The organism is Pseudomonas sp. O39 (assembly GCF_045447295.1).
Lineage (GTDB): Bacteria > Pseudomonadota > Gammaproteobacteria > Pseudomonadales > Pseudomonadaceae > Aquipseudomonas > Aquipseudomonas antarctica_A.
The window spans coordinates 102,699-128,189 of sequence record NZ_JBJGXV010000003.1 but is presented as its reverse complement, the minus strand read 5'-3'; the positions used below and the strand labels follow the sequence as shown (position 1 = coordinate 128,189).

Sequence of the window (25,491 nt, the reverse complement as noted above, 5' to 3'; positions counted from 1 at the left end):
GCCGTTAGCTCTGCGGCTGTCACTCGACGGCGGACGCTTCGATCTTGTCCAGACGCGGCGCCTTGGTGTTGCAACGGCGCTGGTCCTGACGCTGGGCTACTTCTTGCACCTCACGGCGAGTCACAAGATCAGCCAAGCTGATACCACTCAAAAACTCATGGATCTGCAGGCTCAAGTCACACCACAAGTGGTGGGTCAGGCAGGTGTCACCAGCGTGGCAATCACCCAAACCCTGGCATTTGGTGGCATCGACGGATTCGTTGACCGCGTCGATCACCTGGGCTACCTGGATGCCCTGCATGTCGCGGGACAGTTGATAGCCGCCACCCGGCCCACGTACGCTGGAAACCAAGTTGCTACGGCGCAATTTGGCGAACAGCTGCTCGAGATAGGACAGGGAAATGCCTTGGCGCTCGGAGATATCGGCCAGGGACACCGGCCCAGTTTGCGCGTGCAAGGCCAGGTCAAGCATGGCGGTTACCGCGTATCGGCCTTTTGTAGTCAGTCTCATGGACAAGTACCAAGGTGTTTCAGAATGGGAGCAAGTATGCGATTCCCGAGTATTTAAGTCAACTATAAGACCTAGTGCTTTAGTCGGGATTACCCGTAAAAAGGGCGCGCGAATCATAGCAGGGTGGGGTGGGATGGAACAGCGGGAACGGACAACCAGCACTGCCAGACACAACGAAGATCAAATGTGGGAGCGGGCTTGCTCGCGAAGGCGCTGGGTCAGCCAGTATATTCAGCGACTGACACACCGCTTTCGCGAGCAAGCCCGCTCCCACAGGGTCTTGCGGTGATTGCGAGACCTCAGCCAGCCTTGGTGGTGGCAGCCTCGTTCTTGATCTCTGCGAAGTCTTCTTCGCGCAGCTCAGGCAGGTCTTTCGCACAGTAGCTGCTGCCCAGCTCCTTCAACGCACCACACATGCCGTCCAGCTTGCCGTCCACTGCCTGCAAGTGGTCAAGTAACTGGCCAATGGCGCGCGCCACCGGGTCGGGCATGTCTTCGCTGACGCCGTAGGCATCGAAACCGATCTTCTCCGCCATGGCCTTGCGCTTGGCTTCCTGCTCGTCGCCGACTTCCGGCTTGACGATGATGCGCCCAGGAATACCTACCACGGTGGCGCCAGGCGGCACGGCCTTGGTGACCACGGCATTGGAGCCGACTTTGGCGCCCGCACCAACGGTAAACGGGCCAAGCACCTTGGCGCCCGCCCCCACTACCACACCATCACCCAGTGTCGGGTGGCGCTTGCCTTTGTTCCAGGTGGTGCCGCCCAGGGTCACCCCCTGATAAAGGGTGACGTCATCACCGATTTCGGCCGTCTCGCCAATCACAATGCCCATGCCATGGTCGATAAAGAAGCGACGCCCGACTTTGGCCCCCGGGTGAATCTCGATCCCCGTCAGCCAGCGACCGAAGTTCGACACCAGCCGCGCCAGCCATTTCCAGCCCATACCCCACAGGGCGCCGGACAGGCGGTGAATCCAGATCGCGTGCATGCCCGGGTAGCAGGTCAGCACTTCAAAGGCGTTGCGCGCCGCCGGGTCACGGTGGAAAACACTCTGGATATCTTCTCGCAAACGCTCGAACATTTTTAATCCTTCCGCTTAAGAAGCTCGCCACGGGCCGCTTTCTGGGTTTCCGTGAGGATGCCACGCAATATATTCATTTCCGCTCGGCTGACCGAGCTACGCCCGTACAGGCGACGCAGGCGCGCCATCAAATGCCGTGGTTTTTCCGGATCGAGGAATTCGATGGCCACCAGGGTTTGCTCCAGGTGCTCATAGAACCGCTCCAGCTCGTCCATCGTGGCCAACTCGCCACTTTTGGTCGACGCGACCTCATCCTTCTCAACCTTGCTCGGCTGACCTTCAGCGGCCAGCCAGGCCATGCGCACTTCATAACTCAACACCTGCACCGCTGCCCCGAGGTTCAGCGAGCTGAACTCAGGGTCGGATGGAATGTGCACGTGGTAATGACATCGCTGCAGCTCTTCATTGGTCAGGCCGGAATCTTCACGACCGAACACCAGGGCGATTTCGGCACCGCCGGCAGCCTCTTCAACCACTTTGGTGCCGCATTCGCGCGGATCCAGCAGCGGCCAAGGGATACGACGGTCGCGGGCGCTGGTGCCGAGCACCAGGTTGCAGCCGACCAACGCGTCTTCCAACGTGGCGACAACCTGGGCTTTTTCCAGAATGTCATTGGCGCCGGACGCACGGGCATCGGCCTCGTGGTGCGGGAACAGGCGCGGCTCGACCAGCACCAGGCGCGTCAGCCCCATGTTTTTCATGGCTCGCGCCACCCCGCCGATGTTGCCGGGATGACTGGTATTGACCAAGACGACACGAATGTTTTGCAGCAAGGGAGGCGCTCTCGGACACGGGAAAGGGGAGCAAATCTTACAGAACAGCCTAAGGTTATGCCATGAAAGGTAACGTCGTCCTTCACCTGAAGAAAGTTTCTGCTAGAATGCCCGGCTTTCTTTAACAACCTTAGGTGACACATCCATGCAGCCCATGCTGAATATCGCGCTGCGCGCCGCCCGCAGCGCCAGTGAATTGATCTTCCGCTCCATCGAGCGCCTGGATACCATCAAGGTCGACGAAAAAGACGCCAAGGATTATGTATCCGAGGTGGATCGCGCCGCCGAACAGAAAATCATCGACGCGCTGCGCAAGGCCTACCCTACCCACGGCATCCTCGGCGAAGAAACCGGCTTGCACAAAGGCAGCGGCGAAGGCGAAGACTACCTGTGGATCATCGACCCACTGGATGGCACCACCAACTTCCTGCGCGGCATCCCACACTTTGCCGTGAGCATTGCCTGCAAATACCGTGGCCGCCTGGAACACGCTGTCGTGCTCGACCCGGTTCGCCAGGAAGAATTCACCGCCAGCCGTGGCCGTGGCGCCCAGCTGAACGGTCGTCGCCTGCGTGTAAGCGGTCGTACCAGCCTGGACGGCGCCCTGCTGGGCACTGGCTTCCCGTTCCGTGACGACCAGATGGACAACCTGGAAAACTACCTGGGCATGTTCCGCGCCCTGGTTGGCCAGACCGCCGGCATCCGTCGCGCCGGTGCTGCCAGCCTGGACCTGGCTTATGTTGCCGCCGGTCGTTTTGATGCGTTCTGGGAGTCGGGCCTGTCCGAGTGGGACATGGCGGCAGGCGCCCTGCTGATCCAGGAAGCGGGTGGCCTGGTGAGCGACTTCACCGGTGGTCACGACTTCCTTGAGAAAGGCCACGTCGTTGCCGGCAACACCAAATGCTTCAAGGCAGTATTGACGGCGATCCAGCCGCACCTGCCGGCTTCGCTGAAGCGTTAAGCGAGCGAGCACAAAAAAGCACCCCGAGGGGTGCTTTTTTTATGCCTGGGATTTGGGCGATACGGCAATTCCAGCTACAACCGATACCCAATGCGGGAGCGGGCTTGCTCGCGAAAGCGGTGGGTCAGTCAATAAATCTGTTGATTGACACTACGCCTTCGCGAGCAAGCCCGCTCCCACATTTTGAACCGCACCCGACTTGGAATTACTGCTGGTTCTGACCCAGGATCAGACGACCTTCTTTATCCACTGGAATCTGGCCACCGGGATCACGGTCCATGCGCACCGAACCTTCCTTGCCATCCAGGGTGTACCGCACGTCATAGCCGACAACCTTGTCGCTGATGTCGTTGACGGTGTTACAACGGGTTTGCGTAGTGGTGTAGGTATCGCGGTTCTGCATGCCTTCCTGAACCTTGTTACCGGCGTAACCGCCACCCACCGCACCGGCTACAGTCGCCAGCTTCTTGCCATTACCGCCACCGACCTGGTTGCCCAACAGGCCACCCGCCAGCGCACCGACCACGGTACCGACGATTTGATGTTGATCCTGCACAGGCTTCTGCCGGGTCACGGCGACGTCCTTACAGACTTCGCGCGGGGTTTTAATCTGGGTTTTCACCGGCTGCACCGCCAGCACTTGCGCATACTCAGGGCCGCTTTTTACCAGGCTGTAGGTGGCAACAGCACCCCCGGCAGTCACACCGACAGCACCCAATACCGCACCAACCAGCAACGACTTGTTCACGTGAACCTCCTGACCATCACAAACGGACCGAAACGTCCGCGCTATACCCAGCCTTGGAGCGAAAAAAAAGGCGCGAGTTCAATACTCGCGCCTTCTTTGTAACAGCGTGTCAACAAGCGCCCATCAAGGGCGGTCGTCGACCTCCTTGCCGGTAGTGGCAGGCGGGATCAAATCCTCGCTGTTGAGGTTCAGCCAGATCAGCACCACGTTGGCGATGTAGATCGACGAGTAGGTGCCCGCCAGAACGCCGATGAACAGCGCCAGGGAGAAGCCCCACAGGTTGTCGCCACCGAAGATCATCAGCGCAGCAATCGCCAGCAAGGTGGAGATCGACGTCGCCATGGTCCGCAGCAGGGTCTGAGTGGTGGAAACGTTGATGTTCTCGATCAGCGACGCCTTGCGCAGTACGCGGAAGTTCTCACGAACCCGGTCGAATACCACGATGGTGTCATTGAGGGAGTAACCAATGATCGCCAGCACCGCCGCCAATACCGTCAGGTCGAAGGTAATCTGGAAGTACGCCAGGATACCGACGGTCACGATGACGTCGTGGATCAGCGACACAATGGCGCCGACACCGAACTTCCACTGAAAGCGGAACGCCAGGTAGATCATGATGCCGGCCAGCGCCATCAGCATGCCGAGGCCGCCCTGGTCGCGCAGCTCTTCACCGACCTGCGGGCCCACGAACTCGACGCGCTTGACCGACGCCGGGTTGTCGCCGCCGACCTTCTGCAAGGCCTCGGCTACCTGGTGACCCAGTTGCGGATCTTCGCCCGGCATACGCACCAGCAGGTCGGTGGTTGCACCGAAGCTCTGCACGATGGCTTCGTGATAGCCGGCCTTGACCAGCTCGTTGCGCACCAGGGTAACGTCGGCCGGCTTCTCGTAGGTCAGCTCGATGAGCGTACCGCCGGTGAAGTCCAGACCGTAGTTCAAGCCCTTATGGAACCAGCTGAACAACGCCAGAACGGTGAGGACCATGGTGAAGCCGAACGCAACGTTGCGAACGCCCATGAAGTTGATTGTACGTAACATGGCAGCCCCTTAAATCCACAACTTCTTGAAGTCACGCCCGCCAAAGATCAGGTTAACCATTGCGCGGGTCACCATGATGGCCGTGAACATCGAGGTAAAGATACCGAGGGACATGGTCACCGCAAAACCTTTGACCGGGCCGGTGCCCATGGCAAAGAGAATCCCGCCGACCAGCAAGGTGGTCAAGTTGGAGTCGAGAATCGCGGTAAATGCCCGGCCGAAGCCTTCGTTGATTGCACGTTGTACGGTCATGCCCGCCGCGATCTCTTCACGAATCCGCGAGAAGATCAGTACGTTGGCGTCTACCGCCATGCCCATGGTGAGCACGATACCGGCAATACCCGGCAGGGTCAGCGTAGCGCCCAGCAGCGACATCAGGGCCAGCAGCATGACCATGTTGCCCGCGAGGGCCACGGTGGCGATGACGCCGAAGAAGCGGTAGATGGCGATGATGAACAGCGACACAAACAGCATGCCCCACAAGGCCGCATCGATACCCTTGGTGATGTTGTCGGCACCCAGGCTCGGGCCAATGGTGCGTTCTTCAGCAAAGTACATCGGCGCCGCCAGGCCACCGGCACGCAGCAACAGCGCCAGTTCGGACGATTCGCCCTGGCCGTTCAGGCCAGTGATGCGGAATTGAGCACCCAGCGGCGACTGGATGGTCGCGAGGCTGATGATCTTCTTCTCTTCCTTGAAGGTCTGCACCGGCACGTCTTTCTCGACGCCGTTGACCATTTGCTTGGTGTAGGTAGTAACCGGACGTTGCTCGATGAAGATCACCGCCATGCTGCGGCCGACGTTGCTGCGCGTGGCGCGGCTCATCAGGTCGCCGCCGTGGCCATCCAGACGGATGTTCACTTCAGGCGTACCGTGCTGCGAGTCGAAACCCGCCTTGGCGTCGGTCACCTGGTCACCGGTGATGATCAAGCCACGCTCGATCAACGCTGGAGGACGGTTGCCTTCACGGAACTCGAATTCTTCGGCAGTGGCACGTGAAGCTCCCGGCTCAGCGGCCAGACGGAATTCCAGGTTGGCCGTTTTACCCAGGATACGCTTGGCTTCAGCAGTGTCCTGCACGCCCGGCAGTTCAACCACGATGCGGTTGGCACCCTGACGCTGAACGATTGGCTCGGCTACACCCAGCTCGTTGACGCGGTTACGTACCGTGGTCAAGTTCTGCTTGATGGAGTACTCGCGGATTTCCGCGATCTTGGCCGGGCTCATCGCCAGACGCAGTACAGCCTGACCATTCAGGTCGGCCGGTACGATGTCGAAATCATTGAAATTCTTGCGGATCAGAGCACGGGCCTGTTCGCGGGAAGCTTCGTCAGCGAAGCCCAGCTGGATGGCACCGTTGAGCTGCGGCAGGCTGCGATAACGCAACTTCTCTTTGCGCAGCAGGCTCTTCACGTCGCCTTCGTAGACTTTCAGGCGTGCGTCGAGGGCTTTGTCCATGTCGACTTCCAGCAGGAAGTGCACACCACCGGACAAGTCCAGACCCAGCTTCATCGGGTGCGCGCCAATGCTGCGCAGCCATTTTGGCGTAGTCTGTGCCAGGTTCAGCGCGACAACGTAGTCGTCACCCATGGCCTTGCGCACAACGTCTTTGGCCGGCAGTTGGTCTTCTGCCTTGGTCAGGCGCAACAAGCCGCCCTTAGCATCAGCCGCCAATGTTGCCGCTTTAACCTGGATGCCCGCGTCGTTGAGCGCTTTGCTCGCGCGTTCCAGGTCAGCCTGATTGACCTGCAGCGAAGTGCTGGCGCCCGTGATCTGGATCGCAGGGTCATCAGGATAAAGATTGGGAGCGGAATAAATAAAACCGATCGCCAGCACCGCCAGGATCAGTACGTATTTCCACAGAGGGTATTTGTTCAGCATCACGCCGCCCGCTTATAACGCGGGGCGCCTTGCGCGCCCCGTCGATTGGTAAAAGTTGTTACTCAGATCGCTTTGAGCGTGCCTTTTGGCAACGTGGCGGCGATGGCGCCCTTCTGGAACTTCATTTCGACGGTGTCGGAGACTTCCAGAATCACGAAAGCATCGGAAACCTTGGTGATCTTGCCGGCGATGCCGCCAGTGGTCACGACTTCGTCGCCTTTCTGCAGGCTGCCCAGCAGGTTTTTCTGCTCTTTGGCGCGCTTGGCCTGTGGACGCCAGATCATCAGGTAGAAGATGACCAGGAAGCCGACCAGGAAAATCCACTCGAAACCACCGCCCATTGGGCCGGCAGCGGCAGGCGCAGCGGCGTCAGCCATGGCATTAGAGATAAAAAAGCTCATTTAGCACTCCAGTTGCAAATAGTGAATCTTAGGGTCGGAAAACTCAGTCCAAGGGCGGCACAGGGAGCCCGCGCTTGGCATAGAAGGCATCGACGAAGGCGGCCAATGTACCCTGTTGAATAGCCTCGCGCAAACCAGCCATCAGGACTTGGTAGTGACGCAAATTGTGGATGGTATTCAACATGCTACCCAGCATTTCCCCGCACTTGTCCAGATGGTGCAGATAAGCACGCGAGAAGTTCTGGCAGGTGTAGCAGTCACAGGTGGGATCCAGCGGCGAATCATCATGGCGATGGAACGCGTTACGGATCTTCAGCACGCCTGTATCGATGAACAGATGCCCATTGCGGGCATTACGGGTTGGCATCACGCAATCGAACATGTCCACACCGCGGCGCACACCCTCTACGAGATCTTCCGGTTTGCCAACGCCCATAAGGTAACGAGGTTTGTCAGCCGGCATCAGGCCCGGCAGGTAATCCAGCACCTTGATCATCTCGTGCTTGGGCTCGCCCACCGACAGGCCGCCGATGGCCAGGCCGTCAAAGCCGATCTTGTCCAAGCCTTCCAGCGAGCGCTTGCGCAGGCTTTCGTGCATGCCGCCCTGGACGATACCGAACAGCGCCGCGGTGTTGTCGCCGTGGGCATTCTTCGAGCGCTGGGCCCAACGCAGCGACAGCTCCATGGAAATGCGCGCCACGTCTTCATCCGCCGGGTACGGCGTGCACTCGTCAAAAATCATCACGATGTCGGAGCCCAGGTCACGCTGCACCTGCATCGACTCTTCCGGGCCCATGAACACCTTGGAACCGTCGACCGGCGAGGCGAAGGTCACGCCCTCCTCCTTGATCTTGCGCATGGCGCCCAGGCTGAACACCTGGAAACCACCGGAGTCGGTGAGGATCGGGCCTTGCCACTTCATGAAGTCATGCAGGTCGCCATGCTTCTTGATCACTTCCGTGCCCGGGCGCAGCCACAGGTGGAACGTGTTGCCGAGGATGATCTCGGCGCCGGTGGCTACGATGTCACGCGGCAGCATGCCCTTGACGGTGCCGTAGGTGCCCACAGGCATGAAAGCCGGGGTTTCGACGGTGCCGCGTGGAAAGGTCAGGCGACCACGACGAGCCTTGCCGTCAGTGGCCAATAATTCAAACGACATACGACTCATAGTGGTTCCTCAGGGCCCGCTTCTTTAGGAGCAGTCGGCGCCGGGTTACGGGTGATAAACATCGCATCACCGTAGCTGAAAAAACGGTACTCGTTGGCGATGGCGGCTTGATACGCGGCCATGGTTTCCGGGTAACCGGCAAATGCCGACACCAGCATCAACAGCGTGGATTCCGGCAAATGGAAGTTGGTCACCAGGCAATCGACCACATGGAACGGCCGGCCCGGGAAGATAAAGATATCGGTGTCGCCACTGAACGGCTTGAGCACGCCATCACGCGCCGCACTCTCCAGTGAACGCACGCTGGTGGTGCCCACCGCTACAACGCGACCGCCGCGCGCCTTGCACGCCGCCACGGCATCCACGACGCCCTGGCTGACTTCCAGCCACTCGCTGTGCATATGGTGGTCTTCGATGTTATCCACACGCACCGGCTGAAACGTACCGGCCCCCACGTGCAGGGTCACATAAGCGCTCTCGACGCCCTTGGCGGCAATCGCATCCAGCAACGGCTGGTCGAAATGCAGCCCGGCCGTCGGTGCAGCCACCGCACCCGGGCGCTGGGAGTACACCGTCTGATAGCGCTCGCGGTCCGCGTCTTCGTCGGGGCGGTCTATATAAGGAGGCAACGGCATATGGCCGACGCGTTCCAGCAGCGGCAACACCTCTTCGGCAAACTTGAGCTCAAACAACGCGTCATGGCGCGCGACCATCTCGGCCTCGCCACCGCCATCGATCAGGATGCTCGACCCCGGTTTCGGCGACTTGCTGGAGCGCACATGGGCCAGCACGCGATGGCTGTCCAGCACCCGCTCCACCAGAATTTCCAGCTTGCCGCCGGACGCTTTCTGGCCAAACAGCCGTGCCGGAATCACCCGGGTGTTGTTAAACACCATCAAATCGCCTGGGCGTAAATGCTCAAGCAAATCAGTGAATTGACGGTGTGCAAGGGCACCGCTCACCCCGTCCAGGGTCAGCAGTCGACTGGCGCGACGCTCGGCCAAAGGGTGGCGAGCGATCAGCGAATCAGGGAGCTCAAAAGTAAAGTCAGCAACGCGCATGATGGGGTTCGTCTAGCAGGGCCGGGAAGTCTAGCGGAAATAGTGAAAATAGACCATGAAACGTGATTGACCAACGGTAATCTCATCTCTATACTTCGCCGCCATTGAGCCCTGATGGCGGAATTGGTAGACGCGGCGGATTCAAAATCCGTTTTCGAAAGGAGTGGGAGTTCGAGTCTCCCTCGGGGCACCATCTTAAAGAAAGACCTTGAAATTCAAGGTCTTTTTTTTCGCCTGTAGAAAAGTGCGTATGCACGGGTGAACGCAGACGTTAAGGAGCCGGGACCATGGAATTGACGCTGGAAGCTGTTGCGCTTTTTGCTCTCAAGCTGGTGCATGAGACCGAAGGCGCGAGCCCGATTCTGCGGGATGATTTGGTCATGGACGGGTATGAGCGGGAAGTGTTCGGGTTGTTGGTGCGCCAGGGGGATTTGGCCACGATTCAGGTGAAGCTTGATGAGTGTATTGCCCAGGCACTGAATACGTTAGGCGGTGCCGACACCGTACTCGGGCGTGAATTGCTCAAGCTGTCCGCCGATGTACAACAGGTCCACAGCCTTGATGAGCTAAGCCCGCCGCTGATTACTCTCAAGGACTACCTGAAAGATATCCAGTGAGTCGGTGATCAACACACCGGCCAGATACACCATCAATACGGCGACGCCAGCGTCCAGGCATCGCCAGACCACCGGTGAACGAAACAGCCCGGCCAATCGCTGACATCCCAGCGCCAGCACCACAAACCACACCAACGATGCCGTCATGGCACCGGTTGCGAACAGCACTTGTTGGCCTGCGGGTTTGGCAGCACCCATAGCGCCGATCAGCACGACCGTATCGAGCCATGCGTATGGGTTGGCAAAGCCGAGCACCACCGCCGTACGTAACAGCCCGCGTTGCGAATTGCCGCCCTGAGTGTCCGGCATGGACTGGTTACGGATGCAGGCCAATAAGCGCTGGGCACCAAACCACAGTAGATAAAGCGCGCCGGACAGCAGCATTAGCACCATCACCTCTGGCCAACTTCCCAGCAGCGAACCTAAACCCGTGACGCCAAAAGCGATCAGCAGGATGTCGGCCAAAACACAAATAGCGACCACGCCCCAAATAGGGCCACGGCCGACAGCTTGGCGGATGACCAAGGTGTCTTTTGGGCCGGGAGCGGCGAACAATCCGATGCCCAAGAGCAAGCCTTCGACGTACAGGGCACTGAAGTTAGAAAACATGGAATGTCCGTGTCCGCAAAAATACTAGAGAGAATGAATAGGTTGATTACCAAAACCGGTGTGACGAGCATTCACAGTGCTGTTGAGATCGATTGATTGTCGGCGGTAAAAGCTCGTCAGCAACTGCTCCGGGTTCGGATTAGCAAAGTAAATCAACGAACTTCTGGCGACCGGTTTCAAGGGTGCAAGTACGGCATGGTAGGCAGCAGGAATTGCATGATCGGAAAGCTCTGTGAGCAAAGAACCCGCCAGAACTGCAATCTCGCCCTCTAGAAGGCGCACGGGCTCTAATGAACTGCCCTTCACCAAAACCAAACCCTCGCGGGTAGGTTTGATAAACGACAGCATGTGACCATCTTCATGAGGGTCCTGAGCAAATCGACGTACACAACCTGTCGTCTGCGCTCCGTAGACACAGAGCTGCACGTAGGACGCGGAGCGAAAGGGAGCTAATGGAGAGACGCCAAACTCACCACAAACACCGTCCATCAACTCCTTAGCCAACTCGCTGATCTGCCTCTCAAAACTATCAACAGCTGCAAAAAATGTGCTTCGCGTGAAATCGAAAGCCATTCGTTTAGATGCGTGCACGGGCCAGTAGCAGAACCGTTCACATAGATCAGGTTGGTCTTCGATACCCGAATACTCGGCGCCAAAAGGAAAAAATCCGTCAGTGTCTAGGGCAAAGGAAAATGATTCTTTGGTGGCTTGGGAAATTGCCGAGTATCCATCAACGATCTTTTTGTAGTCCTGCAGCATTGCATCAGATATTTGCAGGGTGCCAAAGCCTGATCGGGCAATGGATTCACAACACGCTTTTATTTGAGTCATAGCTATATCCAAAGATTGATGTAAAGGAATGCAACACACACTAGGTTCGCAAGCGTGTGAGAAACCGCGACACTGGATACAGCCAACCGAGACGGGACCTATCCATGTCCTTCACAACGTCGCCAGCAGAAGTGCGAGTGTGCACTGCCCAATACACGTGACGGCGAGCAGGTTGTCCTTTTTGACGAACAAGGTGACGACTCACCAAGGACTGGGGATTAATAATCGACTATGAGCATCAAAACGCGCGACACACTCCGTGCCCTAGTCGTACGACGCAGCCGAGAACTGGGCAAATCCATGACCACCCTGGCCAAGGAAGCTGGCATTTCCAGAACCTATCTCTACGGATTGGCAGGCGGCGCCTCGCAAGATCCCTCGGTACGTACACTGATCAAACTCGCCAAGGCGTTGCAGGTTTCGCCGCTGCTGCTGTTCCGCTACTTCGCCGACCTGGCAGGCGCTCCGGCTGACGCAAACTCAATGGCCACCACCAACCGAGCCATTGGCCTGCATGACCCGAGTGACATCGCCGTCTTCAATGCAGACGTAACCACGCCCGATCAAACCGTCGTGCTGCCCGGCGAAATCTTTCAGAAAACCTGGGAAATCCAGAACCTTGGCTCCCGCCCCTGGCGTGGCCGCAGGTTGGTGCGAGTAGACGGCGAATACGTCATCGCCCAACGCACCGCCACGGGCGCGCCACTGGAAGTGGTGATGGACACACACCTGCGCAGCCTGAACAACGAGGTCGCTATTGCAGAAACACTGCCCGGCCAGCCGGTGCACATCACTGTGGAGTTTGCCGCGCCCAAGGAAACCTGCACGGTCACGTCCATCTGGCGGATCGAGGATGAACACGGTCAGCCCTGCTATGGCCCCGCCTTCATCCTGCATGTAATCGTCAACGTCATGGCACGCTGAATGGCCTCACCGCCGCCCTTCAACCGCCATCCGCACCGCCAACCCCATCAACACCGAGCCCATCACCCAGCGCTGCACCACCTGCCAACCCGGGCGGGTGACAAAGAACACCGCGATGGAGCCCGCCATGATGGCAATCACCGAGTTAACGCTCACGCTGATGGCAATCTGCGTAAAGCCCAGCACCAGGGACTGCGTCAGCACACTGCCATGGCCGTTCGGGTCGATGAACTGCGGCAGCAACGACAAATACATCACCGCCACCTTGGGGTTCAGCAGGTTGGTCACAAAGCCCATCATGAACAGCTTGCGCGGGCTGTCCTGGGGCAAGTCCCGCACTTGAAACGGCGAACGGCCACCCGGCTTGACCGCCTGCCAGGCCAGATACACCAGGTACAACGCCCCGCCGAGCCGCAGCGCGTCGTAGGCAAACGGCACTGCCATCACCAACGCGGTGATGCCCAATGCCGCGCACAGCATGTAAACCACAAACCCCAACGCAACGCCGCCCAGGGAAATCAACCCGGCCTTACGCCCCTGGCAAATCGAGCGGGAAATGAGGTAAATCATGTTCGGCCCGGGCGTTAGCACCATGCCGAGTGAGATCAGGCCATAGGCAAGCCAGCTGGACAGTTCGGGCATGGTGTCGCTCCAGAAATAGTGTGTTGGACGCCATGGTAGGGCGTTGGAAAGCCGGGCGTTAGATACAGATCCGCGAGCAAAACGTCATACACACTCACAGGCGTTTGCCGCACCACTCACCCAGGACAGGCACATGATCGACTTCAACAACAAAGGCTTCTTCAAACTCAAACAAAACAACGAATACGCCGAACGCGTCTCCGCCCTGCTGCTCGACCGCGAAGAAGTGATCGACGCCTACAAAGCCATGCGCGACGGCGTGGTCTTCACCACCAAGCGCATCATCGCGGTGAACGTGCAGGGGATTACCGGCAGCAAAAAGGACTTCACCTCGCTGCCGTACAAAAATATCGTCGCGTACTCGGTGGAAACATCCGGCACGTTTGATCTGGATTCGGAGTTGGAGATTTACTTTTCGTCGCTGGGGAAAGTGGTCATGAAAATCAGATTGTGCTGGTACGAAAAGAACAGTGATGACTTAAAAGCAGATGAGTACTCGGCAGATATCGATGACGCTGACAGTTCCTTTGAGGCATTAGGTTTGAGCGATGAAACCGCAATATATGCCGACGTTTTCAACGTTCTCCCAAATTGGATAAAAATTCTCCAGCCACACTTCCAGCATGTAATACAGCCCAACCTATTCGACTACCAAATTTCCTTCCGCTATCAAGGCGCTTGGCCGCCCCCTCCAAAACAACCCCGTACAGAGTCTTGATGCAATGAAAAAGCCCCTCCTCTACCGCTCAGTCAACACCCGTACCCACGGTGTGCGTCACGGTAGCGGTTTCGCTTATCGCTATGAACGGCATACCAAAAGTGCACAGCGTTCACTGTCCACCCGCGGTTCAATGCACAGCCGTCAACGACACGGTTTTGACTACACGCCGCTATTCCGATTTCTCCTGTCCAACGTTGGTCAGCCATGGGACAAGGTGTTCAGCGAAGCCAATGCTCGCCTGGATCGCCCGGAGCCCGTGTTCTGGATGGTTGCTCTGCATGAAAATGACAAAGACGACTATGTGCTATTGGGTGATTTCAGCTATTACAGCGGTTTGTGGGTCGACGCGGCAGGCCTGCTGCAAAAGGTTAACCCCCAATTGACGCCCGAACAGATGAAGCCCAGTTGTGACTGCTGCACCCACACGTTCAACGGTGTGGTATTCCCGCAGGCGCTTGCGCGCAAGCCGTGAAGCTCAGCCGCGCGCGCAAGCCGCCCTGCTGCAAATTTTGCAACGTCAACGCACTGCCGATCTTGCCCACGATCATCTCCACAATCGCCAACCCCAACCCCGCACCATTGGCGTTATCCCGGCTATAAAACCGCTCAAACAAACGCTCCATTTCCGCTTCATCAATCCCCGGGCCCTGGTCTTCCACGCTCAAGCAGTTAAGGCCAATCACCACTTTCACTTCGCTGCCCGCCGGGGAAAAATTCAGTGCATTGGTTACCAGGTTCTGTAGCGCAATGGCCAGGGCTACCGGCTCGGTTTGCACCCAACACTCTTCTTCGCCTTCGAGCACCAACTCCACACCTTTCTCCATGGCCAGCGGCGTCAATTCGGCCAGTTCTTCGCGCACCAGTTCCGTCAATTGCACAGGCTTGCGCACGGGGTTGCTCAGTTGCGGCTCGATACGCGCCATGGTCAGTAATTGGCTGCCAATGCGTGTGGCGCGGTCCACGCCGTTGACCAGGAAGTCCAAGGCTTCGCGCCGTTGCGCTTCGGTCGCAGCACTTTGGGCGTTTTGTGCATGGATGCGCAGGATCGCCAATGGCGTGCGCAGTTCGTGGGCGGCGTCGGCGATGAAACGGCGTTCGCGCTCCAACAGGTCATCCATTTGCACCAACAGCCGGTTAAGCGCGGTTTGCATGGGCTCCAGATCGGTCGGCAACGGCTTGAGGTTCAGCGGTTGCAAGGTGTCGGTATTGCGCCCCCGAATCGACCTCACCATGGCGCGCAACGGGGTGAGCCCCCAGCCAATGGTCAGCCAGATCAACACGGTCAGCAGCGGCACGCCGATCAAGGTGGGCCAAAGGGTGTGGCGCACAATGCGCTCGATCAGGTCCTGGCGAATGTCGTCGCGCTCGCCCACCCAGATCAGCAGTCCCTGTTGCGGGTCGGCGAGGAGGTAGGCGCACCAGTCATTATCGTTGTCCATGATGTCGTGGGCGCCGAGGGTGGCCGGCGGTGCAGTCAGCACGGGGGCTTCGGCGGAACGTACGAGCAATTGCCCGTCACTGCGCCACACCTGGAAGGTCAGGCGAGTTTCGTACGGGTGGGCCACGCCCTCCTCCCCCACACGGCTCATGGCCTGGTCGAACGCCTGATATAAGCGGTCCCAGTCGGCTTCGCCGGGGTCGCGTTGGCGCAGCACACCTTGCAGCAGGCGCGCACTTTGGGCGAGTTGGGCGTCGTAGACTTCTTCGATTTCGTGGTGGCTGTCGCGCAGCACGAGCCAGCTGATCAGGGCATCACCGAGCAAAATAAACACCAGCACCGGAATGAGGATGCGCGCGCGAACCGAGGTCATGGTTTAAGCGCCAGCACATAGCCAACACCGCGCACGGTGCGGATCAGGTCGGTGGAGAGTTTTTTACGCAGGTTGTGGATAAGTACTTCGAGGGTGTTGCTCTCGACCCGGTCCTGCCAGCCATACAACGCCCGGGCGAGGCGCTCGCGGGTCACCACTTTGCCGGGGCGCACCATCAGTTGGTGCAGCAGCTGGTATTCCATCGGCGTGACGATGATCTCTTCATCCTGGTAACGCACTTGCTGGGTGGCCGGGTCGAGGCTGACGCCGGCATGTTCCAGCATCGGTTGCGCGCGGCCCTGGCTGCGGCGCAACAGGGCGCGCACGCGGGCTTTGAGTTCTTCGACGTCGAAGGGTTTGATCAGGTAGTCGTCGGCGCCCGCGTCCAGCCCGGCGATGCGTTCGGCGGTGCCGTCGCGGGCGGTGAGGATCAGCACCGGCAGGTCATGCTGCCCGGCGCGCAGTTGCTGCAACAGGTCGAGGCCATCCAGGCGTGGCAGGCCGAGGTCGAGCAGCAGCAAATCGAAGCTTTCAGTGCGCAGCGCGTGCAAGGCGCTGAGGCCATCTTGCAGCCAATCCAGCGTGTAGCCTTCAGCGCTCAATGCCACGCGAATGCCCTGGCCGAGGGCACGATCATCTTCGACAAGGAGTAGGCGCATAACGAAATCTCTGTAGGAAACGGCGGAATCATGCCGGTTCTACGGTGGGTCATTCCGGGAAAGATGTTACGGCGCGTTGCCAACTAAGGTTGCACTAAGGTTGGTTTTGCACTGTGAAATCTCCCACATCTGCTGAGAGCTTTTTCATGCGCAAAATTCTCCTGCTGTCTCTGCTTATCGCCAGCCCAATGGCCCTCGCCGGCCCGCAGTGCACCACCGCCGAGCGTTCGCAATGGCAAGACGAAAAGGCCTTTCAGGACAAGCTCAAGGCCGACGGTTACACCATCAGCAAGTTCAAGGTCACTGACGGCAACTGCTACGAGATCTACGGCTTCGACAAGGACAAGCGCAAGGTCGAGATCTACCACGACCCGGTCACCGGCAAGGCCGTGAAGACTGAGATCAAGGGCTGATGCCAGGCGAATCCCTGCGCCTGTGGGACCCGCTGGTGAGGCTGTTTCATCTGTCTGTCGCCGGGGTCTTTATCGCCAATTACTTCTTTAACGAAGCGGGCGATGACTGGCATGTGTGGCTGGGCTACTACGCCATGGCCTGGCTGCTGGTGCGGTTGGTGTGGGGGTTTGTAGGGCCGCGCAGTGCGCGCTGGTCGGATTTCTGGCCATCGCCTGCGCGCCTCGGTAACCACGTGCGTAGGGTTTTCACCGGGCGAGCACTGCATCGCCTCGGCCATTCGCCCATCGGCGCGCTGGTGATGCTGTTGATGATGTCGGCGCTGCTGACCCTCGGTATCAGCGGCTTCCTGATGCAGGAAGTCGACGCGCTATGGGGCGCCGATTGGCCGCTGCAAGTCCACGAGACCGCCGCCAATGTGCTGCTGGCCCTGGTCTGTGTGCATGTACTGGCCGCCGTGTATGAAAGTCTCCAGGTGAAGGACAACCTGCCGTTATCCATGCTCACCGGTCGCAGGAAGCGCCTGCCGGATGATCGTGCGCAGTAATCCTTTTCTCTGACAGGTTCTCTATGCGCTCCGCCCTACTGATCTGCAGCCTGCTAGGGGTATTTATTGCCGCCTGGCTCAGCCATCCGCCGCACGTGCTCGCACCGTTTGCGCAAGCGAGCCCGAACACCGCCAAGGTCGCGACGGCGCCGCACTACACCAGCCGCTTCGTGTCCTCGCAACTCACCGACTTTGTGCACTCCTCGTCCGTCACCGCGCTGCCCGGCGGCGACTTGATGGCCGTGTGGTTTGCCGGTTCGCGCGAAGGCGCCGCCGATGTGCAGGTGCGCACCGCACGGTTTGATGCGCGCAGCGGCGAATGGGGCGCCGAGCATGTGCTGGCGACGCGGGAAAGCACGCGGGACGGCACTCAGCGTTACATCCGTAAACTGGGCAACCCGGTGATTGCGCTGGGGCCGGATAAACGCCTGTGGATGTTTTACGTGTCGGTGTCGGTCGGCGGCTGGGCCACCAGTGCGATCAACGTGATGGTCTCCGAGGACCTTGGCGCGAACTGGTCGGCACCTCGGCAATTGGTGACCTCGCCGTTCTTCAACATCAGCACGCTGGTACGCGCCGCGCCGGTGTTTCACGCCGACGGCTCGATCGGCCTGCCGGTGTATCACGAGTTCATGGGCAAGTTCGCCGAATACCTCTACTTGAGCGCGGACGGTGCGGTGATCGACAAATTCCGCATCAGCCGTGGCAAGCATTCCCTGCAACCGACCATCGTGCCGCAGGACGGCCAGCGCGCCGTGGCGATGTTGCGTTACGCCGGCGAAACCCATCACCGCGTGCTCGCCAGCCGCACCGAGGACGCCGGGCAAACCTGGAGCGAGCCGTACCCGCTGGAACCGGCCAACCCCAATTCATCGCTGGCGGCGGTGGGCACCGAAGACGACGGTTTGCTGGTCGCCCTCAACGACCTGCAGGACGGCCGCTTCAAGCTCAGCCTTTACGGCACCGACGCCAAGCTGAGCCAATGGCGCACGGTGGTGGAGCTGGACCAATCACCCGACCCGCTGGGCCAACCGTTTTCCCCCGAGGCCTATAAAGCGATCATCGGCGAAGGCTTTCGCGCGTCCAGCGGCGCCAAACGCCTGCCGCTGGAACAACGTTTCCTGAGCAATCTGGATTATCGCGTGTGCAAACCCCGTGGCTGCGATTTCGAGTACGAGTACCCGTATTTCAGCCGCAGCCCGGACGGCATGTATCACTTGGTGTACTCGTGGAATAACACCTTTATCAAACATGTCAGCTTCAACGAAGCCTGGCTGGCGGAGCGTCTGTGATGGTTTCTGTGTGGCAAGCCCATTTGAGTTTTGTGTTGCTGGGGTTTGTGGCGCTGTGTGCCCTGCGCTTTACCGCGCCGTGGCGGCCGTGGTTGCTGCCCGTGCTGGTGGTGGTGAGTTTTATCCCGGTGAATGAACTGCCCTTGGCGGCGTACGTACGCAGCTTTACCGATGACCTGGCGATCAGCACGTTGGTGTTGTTGGCGTGGGTGGGGCTGTGCCGGTTGGGCGTGGTACAGCCGCTGGGCCGTCAGCACCTGGTGCAATTGCTGGTGCTGTTTGGCGTGCTGAGCCTGCTGTTGTACCCGGCAACGATGGGCCTGACGTATTTCGACCCTTACCGCTGGGGCTTTAACCCTCGGCCGATGATTGTGCTGGTGGGGGCGGCGGCGCTGTTGATGCTGTGGCTGCGCAATGCATTAGCGGTGTGGATGTTGGCGATCGGCACCCTGGCGTTCGCGTTGCGGCTGAAGGCTTCGGAGAACTATTGGGATTACCTGGTTGATCCGCTGTTGGCGGGCTACTGCGTAGTCGCAGGATTAATGCAATGCAAACTGTGGGAGCGGGCTTGCTCGCGAATGCGGCGTGTCAGGCAACAACTCTGGCACTGATACACCGCTTTCGGGAGCAAGCCCCCTCCCACATTTGATCGGCGTCGTTTTGGACATTGGGAAGGGTCAATGATGGGTGCGTTGCAATCACGCCGCCTGCGCTACGGCGTGGGCGCGATCGGGTTGGTGTTTGTGTTGCTGGCGGCGTTGCGGCTGGTGTTTTTAATCAGCTTTTCCGGCCTTGAGTTAAACACCCCGGCGCTGCTGGAAACCCTGGGCATCGGCCTGCGGTTCGACCTGCGTCTGGCGGTGTTGATCCTGTTGCCGCTGGCGCTGCTGGCCTGGTTCCCGCGCTGGAACCTCACGACCTCGTCCGCGCTGCGCTGGCTGGCGCGCGGCTATCTGGTGGTGGCGCTGGCCGGGGTCGGCCTGGTGTACATCATCGACTTCGGCCACTACGCCTACCTCGGTGTGCGTATCAACGCGACCGTATTGCGCTACCTGCAAGACGCACAGATTTCGCAACAGATGGTGTGGGAAACCTACCCGGTGCTGTGGATAACCGCCTGCTGGCTGGCGGCAGTCGCCATGTGGGTGTGGGCGTTGGTGTGCCTGGAGCGATTGACCCTGGACCGCGAACCCAACACCATCGGCAAATGGGCGGTGGCGTCTGTGGCCGTGGTCGGCGTTGTCGCCGTGCTGCTGGCGCTGCTCGGCCGCGTAGCCAACCTCAACCTGGAAAACCCGGTGCCGCTGCGCTGGAGCGATGCGTTCTTTTCCGGCAATAGCCAGGTCGCCGCCGTGGGCCTGAACCCGGTGCTGTTTTTATACGACACACTCAAGGTCGGCCAAGCGCAATTCGATGAAGCCAAAGTGCGCGAGCACTACCCGCAGGTGGCCGCGTATTTGGGCGTTGATCAGCCCGATCCCAAGCAATTGAATTTCACCCGTGAGCAAGGCGTGCAGCCCTATCGCCTGCAAGGCGAGCGCCCGCCCAATGTGATCTTCGTGATGCTCGAATCCCTCGGCACCAGCGCCGTCGGCGCCTACGGCAACCCGCTGAACCCCACGCCGAACCTGGATAAACTGGCGACGCAAAGCTGGTTCTTCAAACACTTCTACGTGCCCGTCACCGGCACCGCCAAAACCGTCTGGGCGAGCATCACCGGCGTGCCGGATGTCACGCGCCAGGAGACCGCCACGCGCAACCCGCTGATCACGCGGCAACACACGCTGATCAACGCGTTCGAGGGCTACCAGAAGTTCTACATGATCGGCGGCAACGCCGGTTGGGCGAATATCAATGCGTTGATCCGCCAGAGCATCGACGGCGTGCGGCTGTTTGACGAAAGCCACTGGCGCTCGCCACGGGTGGACGTGTGGGGCATCTCCGACCTGGACCTGTTCAAGGAAGGCGACTCACTGCTGCGCGCGGTGCCAAAAGACCAGCCTTTCTTCGCCTACGTGCAAACCTCCGGCAACCATCGCCCGTTTACCATCCCCAAGCAAAACGATGGCTTCCAACTCAATAACGTGACGCTGGAGCAAGCCCAGGCTGCCGGTTCACGCAGCGTCGAGCAATATAACGCGGTGCGCCTGCTGGATTACAACATCGGCCGCCTGATGGAAATCGCCAAGGCCGGCGGCTGGTACGACAACAGCATTTTTGTGTTTTTCGGCGACCACAACACCCGCATCAGCCAGATCCCGCACATGGCGCCCGCCTTCGAGCAATTGGGCCTGGAAAGCAACAATGTGCCGCTGCTGATCCACGCCCCGGGCCTGCCACCGCGGGTGATTGAAGAAGCCGTGGGCCTGGCGGATTTGCTGCCGACAGTCGCCGGCATGGCGGGCATACCGTTTCGCAACGGCGCGATGGGCCGCGACATCCAGCAACCAGCGCCGGAAGGCGAACGCGTGGTGCCGCTGGTGCTGCATGAGGGCACATTCCCGATTATCGGTGGCGTGACCAAGGACTTCCTGCTGCAGATGCAACATGACGGCAGCTCGCCGACCCTGCATGACCTGGCCTCGCAAACGCCGAGGGAGGATGTGGCCGAACAGCACCCTGAAGAGTTTCAACGCTTACAGGGGCTGACGCGCGGGCTGCATGAGAGTGCGCGGTTGATGTTGTTCAGGAACGTGCGCGAATGATTACTTGGGCTGGAAGGTTTCCAGGTACGCCAGGATGTTTTCAATTTTTTCCGGGTCGCTGATTCCCCAGAAGATCATGCGCGTGCCGCTGACCACCTTCTTCGGCGCCTCGATATAGGCGGCGAGTTTGTCGCGGGTCCAGACCACGCCGGAATTTTTCATCGCGTCGGAGTACTGATAGTCAGTGGTGGTGCCGGCGGGGCGGCCGATGATGCCGTTGAGCTCCGGCCCAAAACCGCCGCGTGCACCTTCGCCGATGCTGTGGCAGCCGCCGCAGGTCTTGGCGAAGAGCTTGCCGCCCGCCTCGGCGTCACCCGCCGCAAAGGCCGGGCCGGTGTTGAGGATCAGGGCGAGGGTCAACAAGGCGTACTTCATTTATGGCTCCACAGCGGGCAACGGTGAGTCGATTATGCCTGTATCAACCTTACTGTGCCGCTGCGGCCCACCACCGCGCAACCGCTCTAAAACGACCACCCATCGCCCCGCACATATCCAATCGAACCTATTCACGCCCGCCCCACTCCACCTTACTGAACCCTGATGGTGGAGTAAGGATCATGGCCCAGCCATCGATTTTAGTGCTGGAAGACGACGAGATTATTCGTTCGTTAATGGTCGACGTACTGGAGGATTTCGGGGCTCATGTCACCTCGTTTCCTTCGGCGGATGAAGGAATGATTTACCTGGAACGCGGCGACGACCCGGTAGACCTGATTGTCAGCGATATCCAAATGCCCGGCCTGCTCAACGGGTATGACCTGAGCAAGGTGGTGGCGCATCGTTGGCCATCAGTGCCGGTGGTGCTGACCTCCGGCAATACCAGACTGGCGGCGCAACTGGGCGGTTCCGTACGTTTTTTGCCCAAGCCGTGGAGTGCCGAACATTTGGTTGAGTGCGTGCAAAACGCACTGACCCAACAGGGTTCATCCCTGCATTGATAGCACCGCAATATCACCCAAACCGAACTTGATGCGCCGCCCTGTGGTCATTAATCACGCAAGGAGCGACTTTTCTGATCTGCCGGTCAGCCTTTTCGCCTAGTGCGTGCAGTTGACGGTAATGCGTTGTGTAGAATCGTCGCCATTTTACTCGCGTCATTCATGGCCGAAAGGCCCACAGTTCGAGCTCACTGAATGCATTTACAGGCCCCTGACGTTGCTGCGCCCTCATTGCTGGAAGCGTTGCGCTCAGGCACCGGCCTGCTGCATGTAGCGCTGGAAAAACGCCTGCCGTTTTTCTCCGAACGTCTGGATGCCGACTGGTACCAACGCCTGCTTCAGGCGTACTACGGCTTTTATGGGCCGATGGAAGCGGCATTGTATGACAGTGGTTTGATCCCCGATGGTTTCGATACTGCGTTGCGGGTGAAAACACCAACATTGCTGTGCGATCTCTACGCTCTTGGCCTGACTGGCGCCGACGTCAGCGCCCTCCCCCGTTGCAGTCAACGCCCAACGTTCGATAACCCCGCCGCCTGCCTCGGTGCTTTGTACGTACTGGAAGGTGCGACCCTGGGCGGCCAGGTATTGCGCCGAGAAATGGGCAAGCGCCTGGATATCGATGCGGATAACGGTGGCGCGTTTCTCAACGTCTACGGCGCCGAGACCGGTCGGCGCTGGAAAGACTTTCTCGATTACCTGAGCGGTCAGTCACTGGATGCGCCAGCCAAACAGCGCGCAGTGGAGGCGGCCTGTTCGACATTCAGCGGCTTTGAGCAATGGCTCGCCAGCCAGGAAGTACTGCTATGAAACCTGAAGATTTTGAAGAACTGCTTGCCAACTGCGCCGACGAACCCATCCGCACCCCGGGGGCGATTCAGCCCCACGGTGTGTTGCTGACACTGTCGGAGCCAGGCCTGAACATCATCCAGGTCAGCGCCAACGTAGGCGTATTGTTCGGCCACGCGCCAGAGTCGCTGTTGGGCCAACCGCTGCACACCTTGATTGGCGCAGAACATGCCCAAACCGTACAAGCCATGGCTGAACACAGCACGTTTTTCGAAGCACCCGCGCTGCATGTCACCTTCAACGGTGCGCAATTTGAGGGCCTGCTGCATCGCCATCAGAACGTATTGGTGCTGGAGTTCGAACCTCGGCTCGAAAATTTTAAACCCCGCGCCCTGAATGGCCGCACCAGCAACTTGGGCAAAATGCTGCAACGCCTGCAGTCGGCGAAAACCCTGCAAGCGCTGTACGAAATCAGCGTGAATGAAATCCAGGCTATCACCGGTTACGACCGGGTGCTGATCTATCGCTTCGAAGAAGAAGGCCATGGCCAGGTCATCGCTGAAGCGTCGGCGCCATCCATGGAGCTGTTCAACGGTCTGTTCTTCCCCGCATCCGACATCCCCGAGCAGGCCCGCGAGCTGTACCGCACCAACTGGCTACGCATCATCCCGAATGCCGCCTACGAGCCGGTGCCGCTGCTGCCCAAGCTGCGCCCGGACACTGGCCAGCCGCTGGATTTGAGCTTTGCCACCCTGCGCAGCGTGTCGCCAATTCACTGCCAGTACATGCAAAACATGGGCGTGCTGTCGTCCATGAGCATCTCCTTGATGGCGGGTGACAAGCTCTGGGGCCTGATCAGTTGCGGCAACCGCGAGCCGCTGTTGGTGCCCAATGATCTGCGCATCACCTGCCAAACCATCGGCCAGGTGCTGTCGTTGCAGATCAGCGCCATGGAAGCCCTGGACGTGAGCCATCAGCGCGATGAGAAAGTGGAGGCACTGGCCCTGCTTGATCAGGCGATGAAAGCCTCTGAGCAAAATGTGTTCGAAGGCCTGGCCCAGCAGCCGCAGGTGCTGATGGAACTGACGCTGTCGGGTGGCGTGGCGATCATCGAAGACAAGCAGCTGCATCGTTACGGCAACTGCCCTGAGCCGGAGCAGATTCGCGCCTTACACAAATGGCTGCAAGCAAGCGGCCAACCGGTGTTTGCCAGCCATAAGCTGGCGTCGGTCTACCCGCCCGCCGCCGAGTATCAGCAAGTGGCCAGCGGTGTCCTGGCCATGAGCCTGCCCAAGCCGGTGGACAATGGCGTGCTGTGGTTTCGCCCGGATGTGAAAGAGAGCATCAACTGGAGCGGCAACCCGAACAAGCCGCTGAACCTGGAAAACTCCGACGCTGGCTTGCATCTTCGCCCACGCACCTCGTTTGAAATCTGGAAAGTGGAAATGGCCGGCATCTCCACCAAGTGGAGCCATGGCGACCTGTTTGCGGCCAACGACCTGCGCCGTTCCGCCCTGGAAAATGACCTCGCGCGCCAAGTGTTGCGTGAGCAGCAAGCGGTGCGTGCGCGTGATGAACTGGTGGCGGTGGTGTCCCATGATTTGCGCAACCCGATGACCGTTATCTCGATGCTCTGCGGCATGATGCAAAAGACCTTCAGCTCCGACGGCCCACATACTTCGCGGCGGATTTCCAAGGCCATCGACACCATGCAACAAGCTGCCGGGCGCATGAATGTGCTGCTGGAGGACTTGCTCGACACCTCGAAAATCGAGGCCGGGCGTTATGTGGTTAAGCCGGTGGTGTTGGACGTCAGCCAGATGTTTGAAGAAGCCTATGCCTTGCTCGCGCCGCTGGCGATGGAAAAAGGCATCGACCTGTCGTTCAACACAGCGCCGGGCCTGCAGATCAACGGCGACCCGGAGCGCCTGTTCCAAGTGCTGTCGAACCTGATCGGCAATGCCATCAAGTTCACCCCGCGCTTGGGCAACATCAACGTCAGCGCCGCGAGCAACGGCGAAGAAATCGTGTTTTCGGTGCGCGATTCCGGCGAAGGCATTGCGCCTGAACAGTTGCCGCAGGTGTTTGATCGTTATTGGACCCAGACCGAAAACAACCCCACCGGCAGCGGGCTGGGGCTGTACATCACCCAGGGCATCGTTCAGGCCCACGGGGGGCGGATCGAAGCTGAAAGTGAGTTGGGGCGGGGCAGTGAGTTCAGGTTTACGGTGCCTAAGGCGGACTGAAACGCCCTCGGCCCTCTGACAAATCACGCGGACACCATTGGCCGGGAACGTAGACACCGGCCAATACCACTGACTCAGTGCGCTCTCAAAGGGAATATTGATGCGATCAGCGATCCTTCAAT

At 59.4% G+C, this 25,491-nt stretch carries 28 protein-coding genes and 1 tRNA gene; 14 read left to right on the top strand and 15 right to left on the bottom strand.

Annotated elements, in window-relative coordinates; all coding sequences use genetic code 11:
• Nucleotides 1-19: 19 nt before the first annotated feature.
• From iscR to trmJ, 3 genes are all read right to left on the bottom strand, one after another.
• On the bottom strand, nucleotides 20-511 hold the full coding sequence (iscR, locus tag ACI77D_RS05455) for a Fe-S cluster assembly transcriptional regulator IscR (RefSeq protein ID WP_003194020.1): 492 nt from the start codon (nucleotides 509-511) through the stop codon (nucleotides 20-22).
• 299 nt (nucleotides 512-810) lie between these two features.
• A complete protein-coding gene (cysE, locus tag ACI77D_RS05450; RefSeq protein ID WP_064454046.1) occupies nucleotides 811-1,596 on the bottom strand; it encodes a serine O-acetyltransferase in 786 nt (261 codons plus the stop codon).
• A 2-nt stretch (nucleotides 1,597-1,598) separates the two neighbouring features.
• Nucleotides 1,599-2,369, bottom strand: a complete 771-nt coding sequence (gene trmJ, locus ACI77D_RS05445) for a tRNA (cytosine(32)/uridine(32)-2'-O)-methyltransferase TrmJ (protein ID WP_010565226.1) — start codon at nucleotides 2,367-2,369, stop codon at nucleotides 1,599-1,601.
• 145 nt (nucleotides 2,370-2,514) lie between these two features.
• Here trmJ and suhB point away from each other — a divergent pair, with 145 nt between their 5' ends.
• On the top strand, nucleotides 2,515-3,330 hold the full coding sequence (suhB, locus tag ACI77D_RS05440) for an inositol-phosphate phosphatase (protein ID WP_003175971.1): 816 nt from the start codon (nucleotides 2,515-2,517) through the stop codon (nucleotides 3,328-3,330).
• A 205-nt stretch (nucleotides 3,331-3,535) separates the two neighbouring features.
• Here suhB and ACI77D_RS05435 read toward each other — a convergent pair whose 3' ends face one another.
• From ACI77D_RS05435 to queA, 6 genes are all read right to left on the bottom strand, one after another.
• Entirely contained in the window at nucleotides 3,536-4,078 is a 543-nt protein-coding gene (locus ACI77D_RS05435) for a glycine zipper 2TM domain-containing protein (RefSeq protein ID WP_053257883.1), read from the bottom strand.
• 123 nt (nucleotides 4,079-4,201) lie between these two features.
• Nucleotides 4,202-5,116, bottom strand: a complete 915-nt coding sequence (secF, locus tag ACI77D_RS05430) for a protein translocase subunit SecF (protein WP_053257884.1) — start codon at nucleotides 5,114-5,116, stop codon at nucleotides 4,202-4,204.
• Nucleotides 5,117-5,125: 9 nt separating this feature from the next.
• Entirely contained in the window at nucleotides 5,126-6,997 is a 1,872-nt protein-coding gene (secD, locus tag ACI77D_RS05425; RefSeq protein WP_221295603.1) for a protein translocase subunit SecD, read from the bottom strand.
• A gap of 62 nt (nucleotides 6,998-7,059) precedes the next feature.
• On the bottom strand, nucleotides 7,060-7,398 hold the full coding sequence (yajC, locus tag ACI77D_RS05420) for a preprotein translocase subunit YajC (protein ID WP_053135483.1): 339 nt from the start codon (nucleotides 7,396-7,398) through the stop codon (nucleotides 7,060-7,062).
• A gap of 43 nt (nucleotides 7,399-7,441) precedes the next feature.
• Nucleotides 7,442-8,557: a tRNA guanosine(34) transglycosylase Tgt gene (gene tgt, locus ACI77D_RS05415; RefSeq protein WP_003175976.1), complete on the bottom strand. Its 1,116-nt coding sequence runs from the start codon at nucleotides 8,555-8,557 to the stop codon at nucleotides 7,442-7,444.
• A 5-nt stretch (nucleotides 8,558-8,562) separates the two neighbouring features.
• The gene (queA, locus tag ACI77D_RS05410) at nucleotides 8,563-9,627 is read right to left on the bottom strand and encodes a tRNA preQ1(34) S-adenosylmethionine ribosyltransferase-isomerase QueA (RefSeq protein WP_407016198.1); all 1,065 of its coding nucleotides are present in this window, start codon (nucleotides 9,625-9,627) and stop codon (nucleotides 8,563-8,565) included.
• 108 nt (nucleotides 9,628-9,735) lie between these two features.
• Here queA and ACI77D_RS05405 point away from each other — a divergent pair.
• Together ACI77D_RS05405 and ACI77D_RS05400 are read left to right on the top strand one after the other, a co-directional pair.
• Nucleotides 9,736-9,820: transfer RNA gene (locus tag ACI77D_RS05405), tRNA-Leu, on the top strand.
• 94 nt (nucleotides 9,821-9,914) lie between these two features.
• Nucleotides 9,915-10,244 (top strand): hypothetical protein, encoded by a 330-nt coding sequence (locus ACI77D_RS05400; RefSeq protein ID WP_064454049.1) that lies wholly within the window; start codon nucleotides 9,915-9,917, stop codon nucleotides 10,242-10,244.
• Here ACI77D_RS05400 and ACI77D_RS05395 read toward each other — a convergent pair.
• Together ACI77D_RS05395 and ACI77D_RS05390 are read right to left on the bottom strand one after the other, a co-directional pair.
• Nucleotides 10,194-10,853, bottom strand: a complete 660-nt coding sequence (locus tag ACI77D_RS05395) for a LysE/ArgO family amino acid transporter (protein ID WP_221295605.1) — start codon at nucleotides 10,851-10,853, stop codon at nucleotides 10,194-10,196. The two genes, ACI77D_RS05400 and ACI77D_RS05395, sit on opposite strands and share 51 nt — an antisense overlap.
• A gap of 24 nt (nucleotides 10,854-10,877) precedes the next feature.
• Nucleotides 10,878-11,684, bottom strand: coding sequence for a 2OG-Fe(II) oxygenase (locus ACI77D_RS05390; protein ID WP_407016197.1), 807 nt, complete (start codon nucleotides 11,682-11,684; stop codon nucleotides 10,878-10,880).
• Nucleotides 11,685-11,915: 231 nt separating this feature from the next.
• Between ACI77D_RS05390 and ACI77D_RS05385 the strand changes: the two genes are divergently transcribed.
• Complete coding sequence (locus ACI77D_RS05385; protein WP_221295606.1) at nucleotides 11,916-12,608, top strand: NBR1-Ig-like domain-containing protein; 693 nt, start codon at nucleotides 11,916-11,918, stop codon at nucleotides 12,606-12,608.
• 6 nt (nucleotides 12,609-12,614) lie between these two features.
• Here the strand turns inward: ACI77D_RS05385 and ACI77D_RS05380 are convergent, their stop codons facing one another.
• Nucleotides 12,615-13,250, bottom strand: a complete 636-nt coding sequence (locus ACI77D_RS05380) for a LysE family translocator (RefSeq protein WP_064454052.1) — start codon at nucleotides 13,248-13,250, stop codon at nucleotides 12,615-12,617.
• A gap of 133 nt (nucleotides 13,251-13,383) precedes the next feature.
• Between ACI77D_RS05380 and ACI77D_RS05375 the strand changes: the two genes are divergently transcribed.
• Both ACI77D_RS05375 and ACI77D_RS05370 read left to right on the top strand, forming a co-directional pair.
• Nucleotides 13,384-13,968, top strand: coding sequence for a colicin E3-like toxin immunity protein (locus ACI77D_RS05375; RefSeq protein WP_407016196.1), 585 nt, complete (start codon nucleotides 13,384-13,386; stop codon nucleotides 13,966-13,968).
• A gap of 4 nt (nucleotides 13,969-13,972) precedes the next feature.
• The gene (locus tag ACI77D_RS05370) at nucleotides 13,973-14,443 is read left to right on the top strand and encodes a hypothetical protein (protein WP_221295612.1); all 471 of its coding nucleotides are present in this window, start codon (nucleotides 13,973-13,975) and stop codon (nucleotides 14,441-14,443) included.
• Here ACI77D_RS05370 and ACI77D_RS05365 read toward each other — a convergent pair.
• Complete coding sequence (locus ACI77D_RS05365; RefSeq protein WP_407016195.1) at nucleotides 14,400-15,782, bottom strand: ATP-binding protein; 1,383 nt, start codon at nucleotides 15,780-15,782, stop codon at nucleotides 14,400-14,402. The genes ACI77D_RS05370 and ACI77D_RS05365 overlap by 44 nt on opposite strands.
• Nucleotides 15,779-16,441, bottom strand: a complete 663-nt coding sequence (locus ACI77D_RS05360) for a response regulator (RefSeq protein ID WP_259763449.1) — start codon at nucleotides 16,439-16,441, stop codon at nucleotides 15,779-15,781. Before ACI77D_RS05360 ends, ACI77D_RS05365 begins: the two co-directional genes overlap by 4 nt.
• Before the next feature lie 146 nt (nucleotides 16,442-16,587).
• Between ACI77D_RS05360 and ACI77D_RS05355 the strand changes: the two genes are divergently transcribed.
• The 5 genes from ACI77D_RS05355 (at nucleotide 16,588) to ACI77D_RS05335 (ending at nucleotide 21,396) form a co-directional block, all read left to right on the top strand.
• A complete protein-coding gene (locus ACI77D_RS05355; RefSeq protein WP_053257899.1) occupies nucleotides 16,588-16,854 on the top strand; it encodes a PepSY domain-containing protein in 267 nt (88 codons plus the stop codon).
• Nucleotides 16,854-17,399, top strand: a complete 546-nt coding sequence (locus ACI77D_RS05350) for a cytochrome b/b6 domain-containing protein (protein ID WP_221295613.1) — start codon at nucleotides 16,854-16,856, stop codon at nucleotides 17,397-17,399. The genes ACI77D_RS05355 and ACI77D_RS05350 overlap by 1 nt, the downstream gene beginning before the upstream one ends.
• 23 nt (nucleotides 17,400-17,422) lie before the next feature.
• Nucleotides 17,423-18,691, top strand: coding sequence for an exo-alpha-sialidase (locus ACI77D_RS05345; protein WP_064454061.1), 1,269 nt, complete (start codon nucleotides 17,423-17,425; stop codon nucleotides 18,689-18,691).
• Nucleotides 18,691-19,302: a hypothetical protein gene (locus ACI77D_RS05340; RefSeq protein WP_064454062.1), complete on the top strand. Its 612-nt coding sequence runs from the start codon at nucleotides 18,691-18,693 to the stop codon at nucleotides 19,300-19,302. The genes ACI77D_RS05345 and ACI77D_RS05340 overlap by 1 nt, the downstream gene beginning before the upstream one ends.
• A 72-nt stretch (nucleotides 19,303-19,374) precedes the next feature.
• The gene (locus ACI77D_RS05335) at nucleotides 19,375-21,396 is read left to right on the top strand and encodes an LTA synthase family protein (protein ID WP_064455010.1); all 2,022 of its coding nucleotides are present in this window, start codon (nucleotides 19,375-19,377) and stop codon (nucleotides 21,394-21,396) included.
• Here ACI77D_RS05335 and ACI77D_RS05330 read toward each other — a convergent pair whose 3' ends face one another.
• Nucleotides 21,397-21,771 (bottom strand): cytochrome c family protein, encoded by a 375-nt coding sequence (locus tag ACI77D_RS05330; protein WP_064454063.1) that lies wholly within the window; start codon nucleotides 21,769-21,771, stop codon nucleotides 21,397-21,399.
• A 182-nt stretch (nucleotides 21,772-21,953) separates the two neighbouring features.
• Here ACI77D_RS05330 and ACI77D_RS05325 point away from each other — a divergent pair, with 182 nt between their 5' ends.
• The 3 genes from ACI77D_RS05325 to ACI77D_RS05315 all read left to right on the top strand — a co-directional run bounded on the left by ACI77D_RS05325 (nucleotide 21,954) and on the right by ACI77D_RS05315 (nucleotide 25,369).
• The gene (locus ACI77D_RS05325; RefSeq protein WP_064454064.1) at nucleotides 21,954-22,334 is read left to right on the top strand and encodes a response regulator; all 381 of its coding nucleotides are present in this window, start codon (nucleotides 21,954-21,956) and stop codon (nucleotides 22,332-22,334) included.
• Nucleotides 22,335-22,529: 195 nt separating this feature from the next.
• Nucleotides 22,530-23,144, top strand: a complete 615-nt coding sequence (locus ACI77D_RS05320; protein ID WP_064454065.1) for a biliverdin-producing heme oxygenase — start codon at nucleotides 22,530-22,532, stop codon at nucleotides 23,142-23,144.
• Nucleotides 23,141-25,369: an ATP-binding protein gene (locus ACI77D_RS05315; protein ID WP_407016194.1), complete on the top strand. Its 2,229-nt coding sequence runs from the start codon at nucleotides 23,141-23,143 to the stop codon at nucleotides 25,367-25,369. The genes ACI77D_RS05320 and ACI77D_RS05315 overlap by 4 nt, the downstream gene beginning before the upstream one ends.
• Nucleotides 25,370-25,491 lie beyond the last annotated feature (122 nt).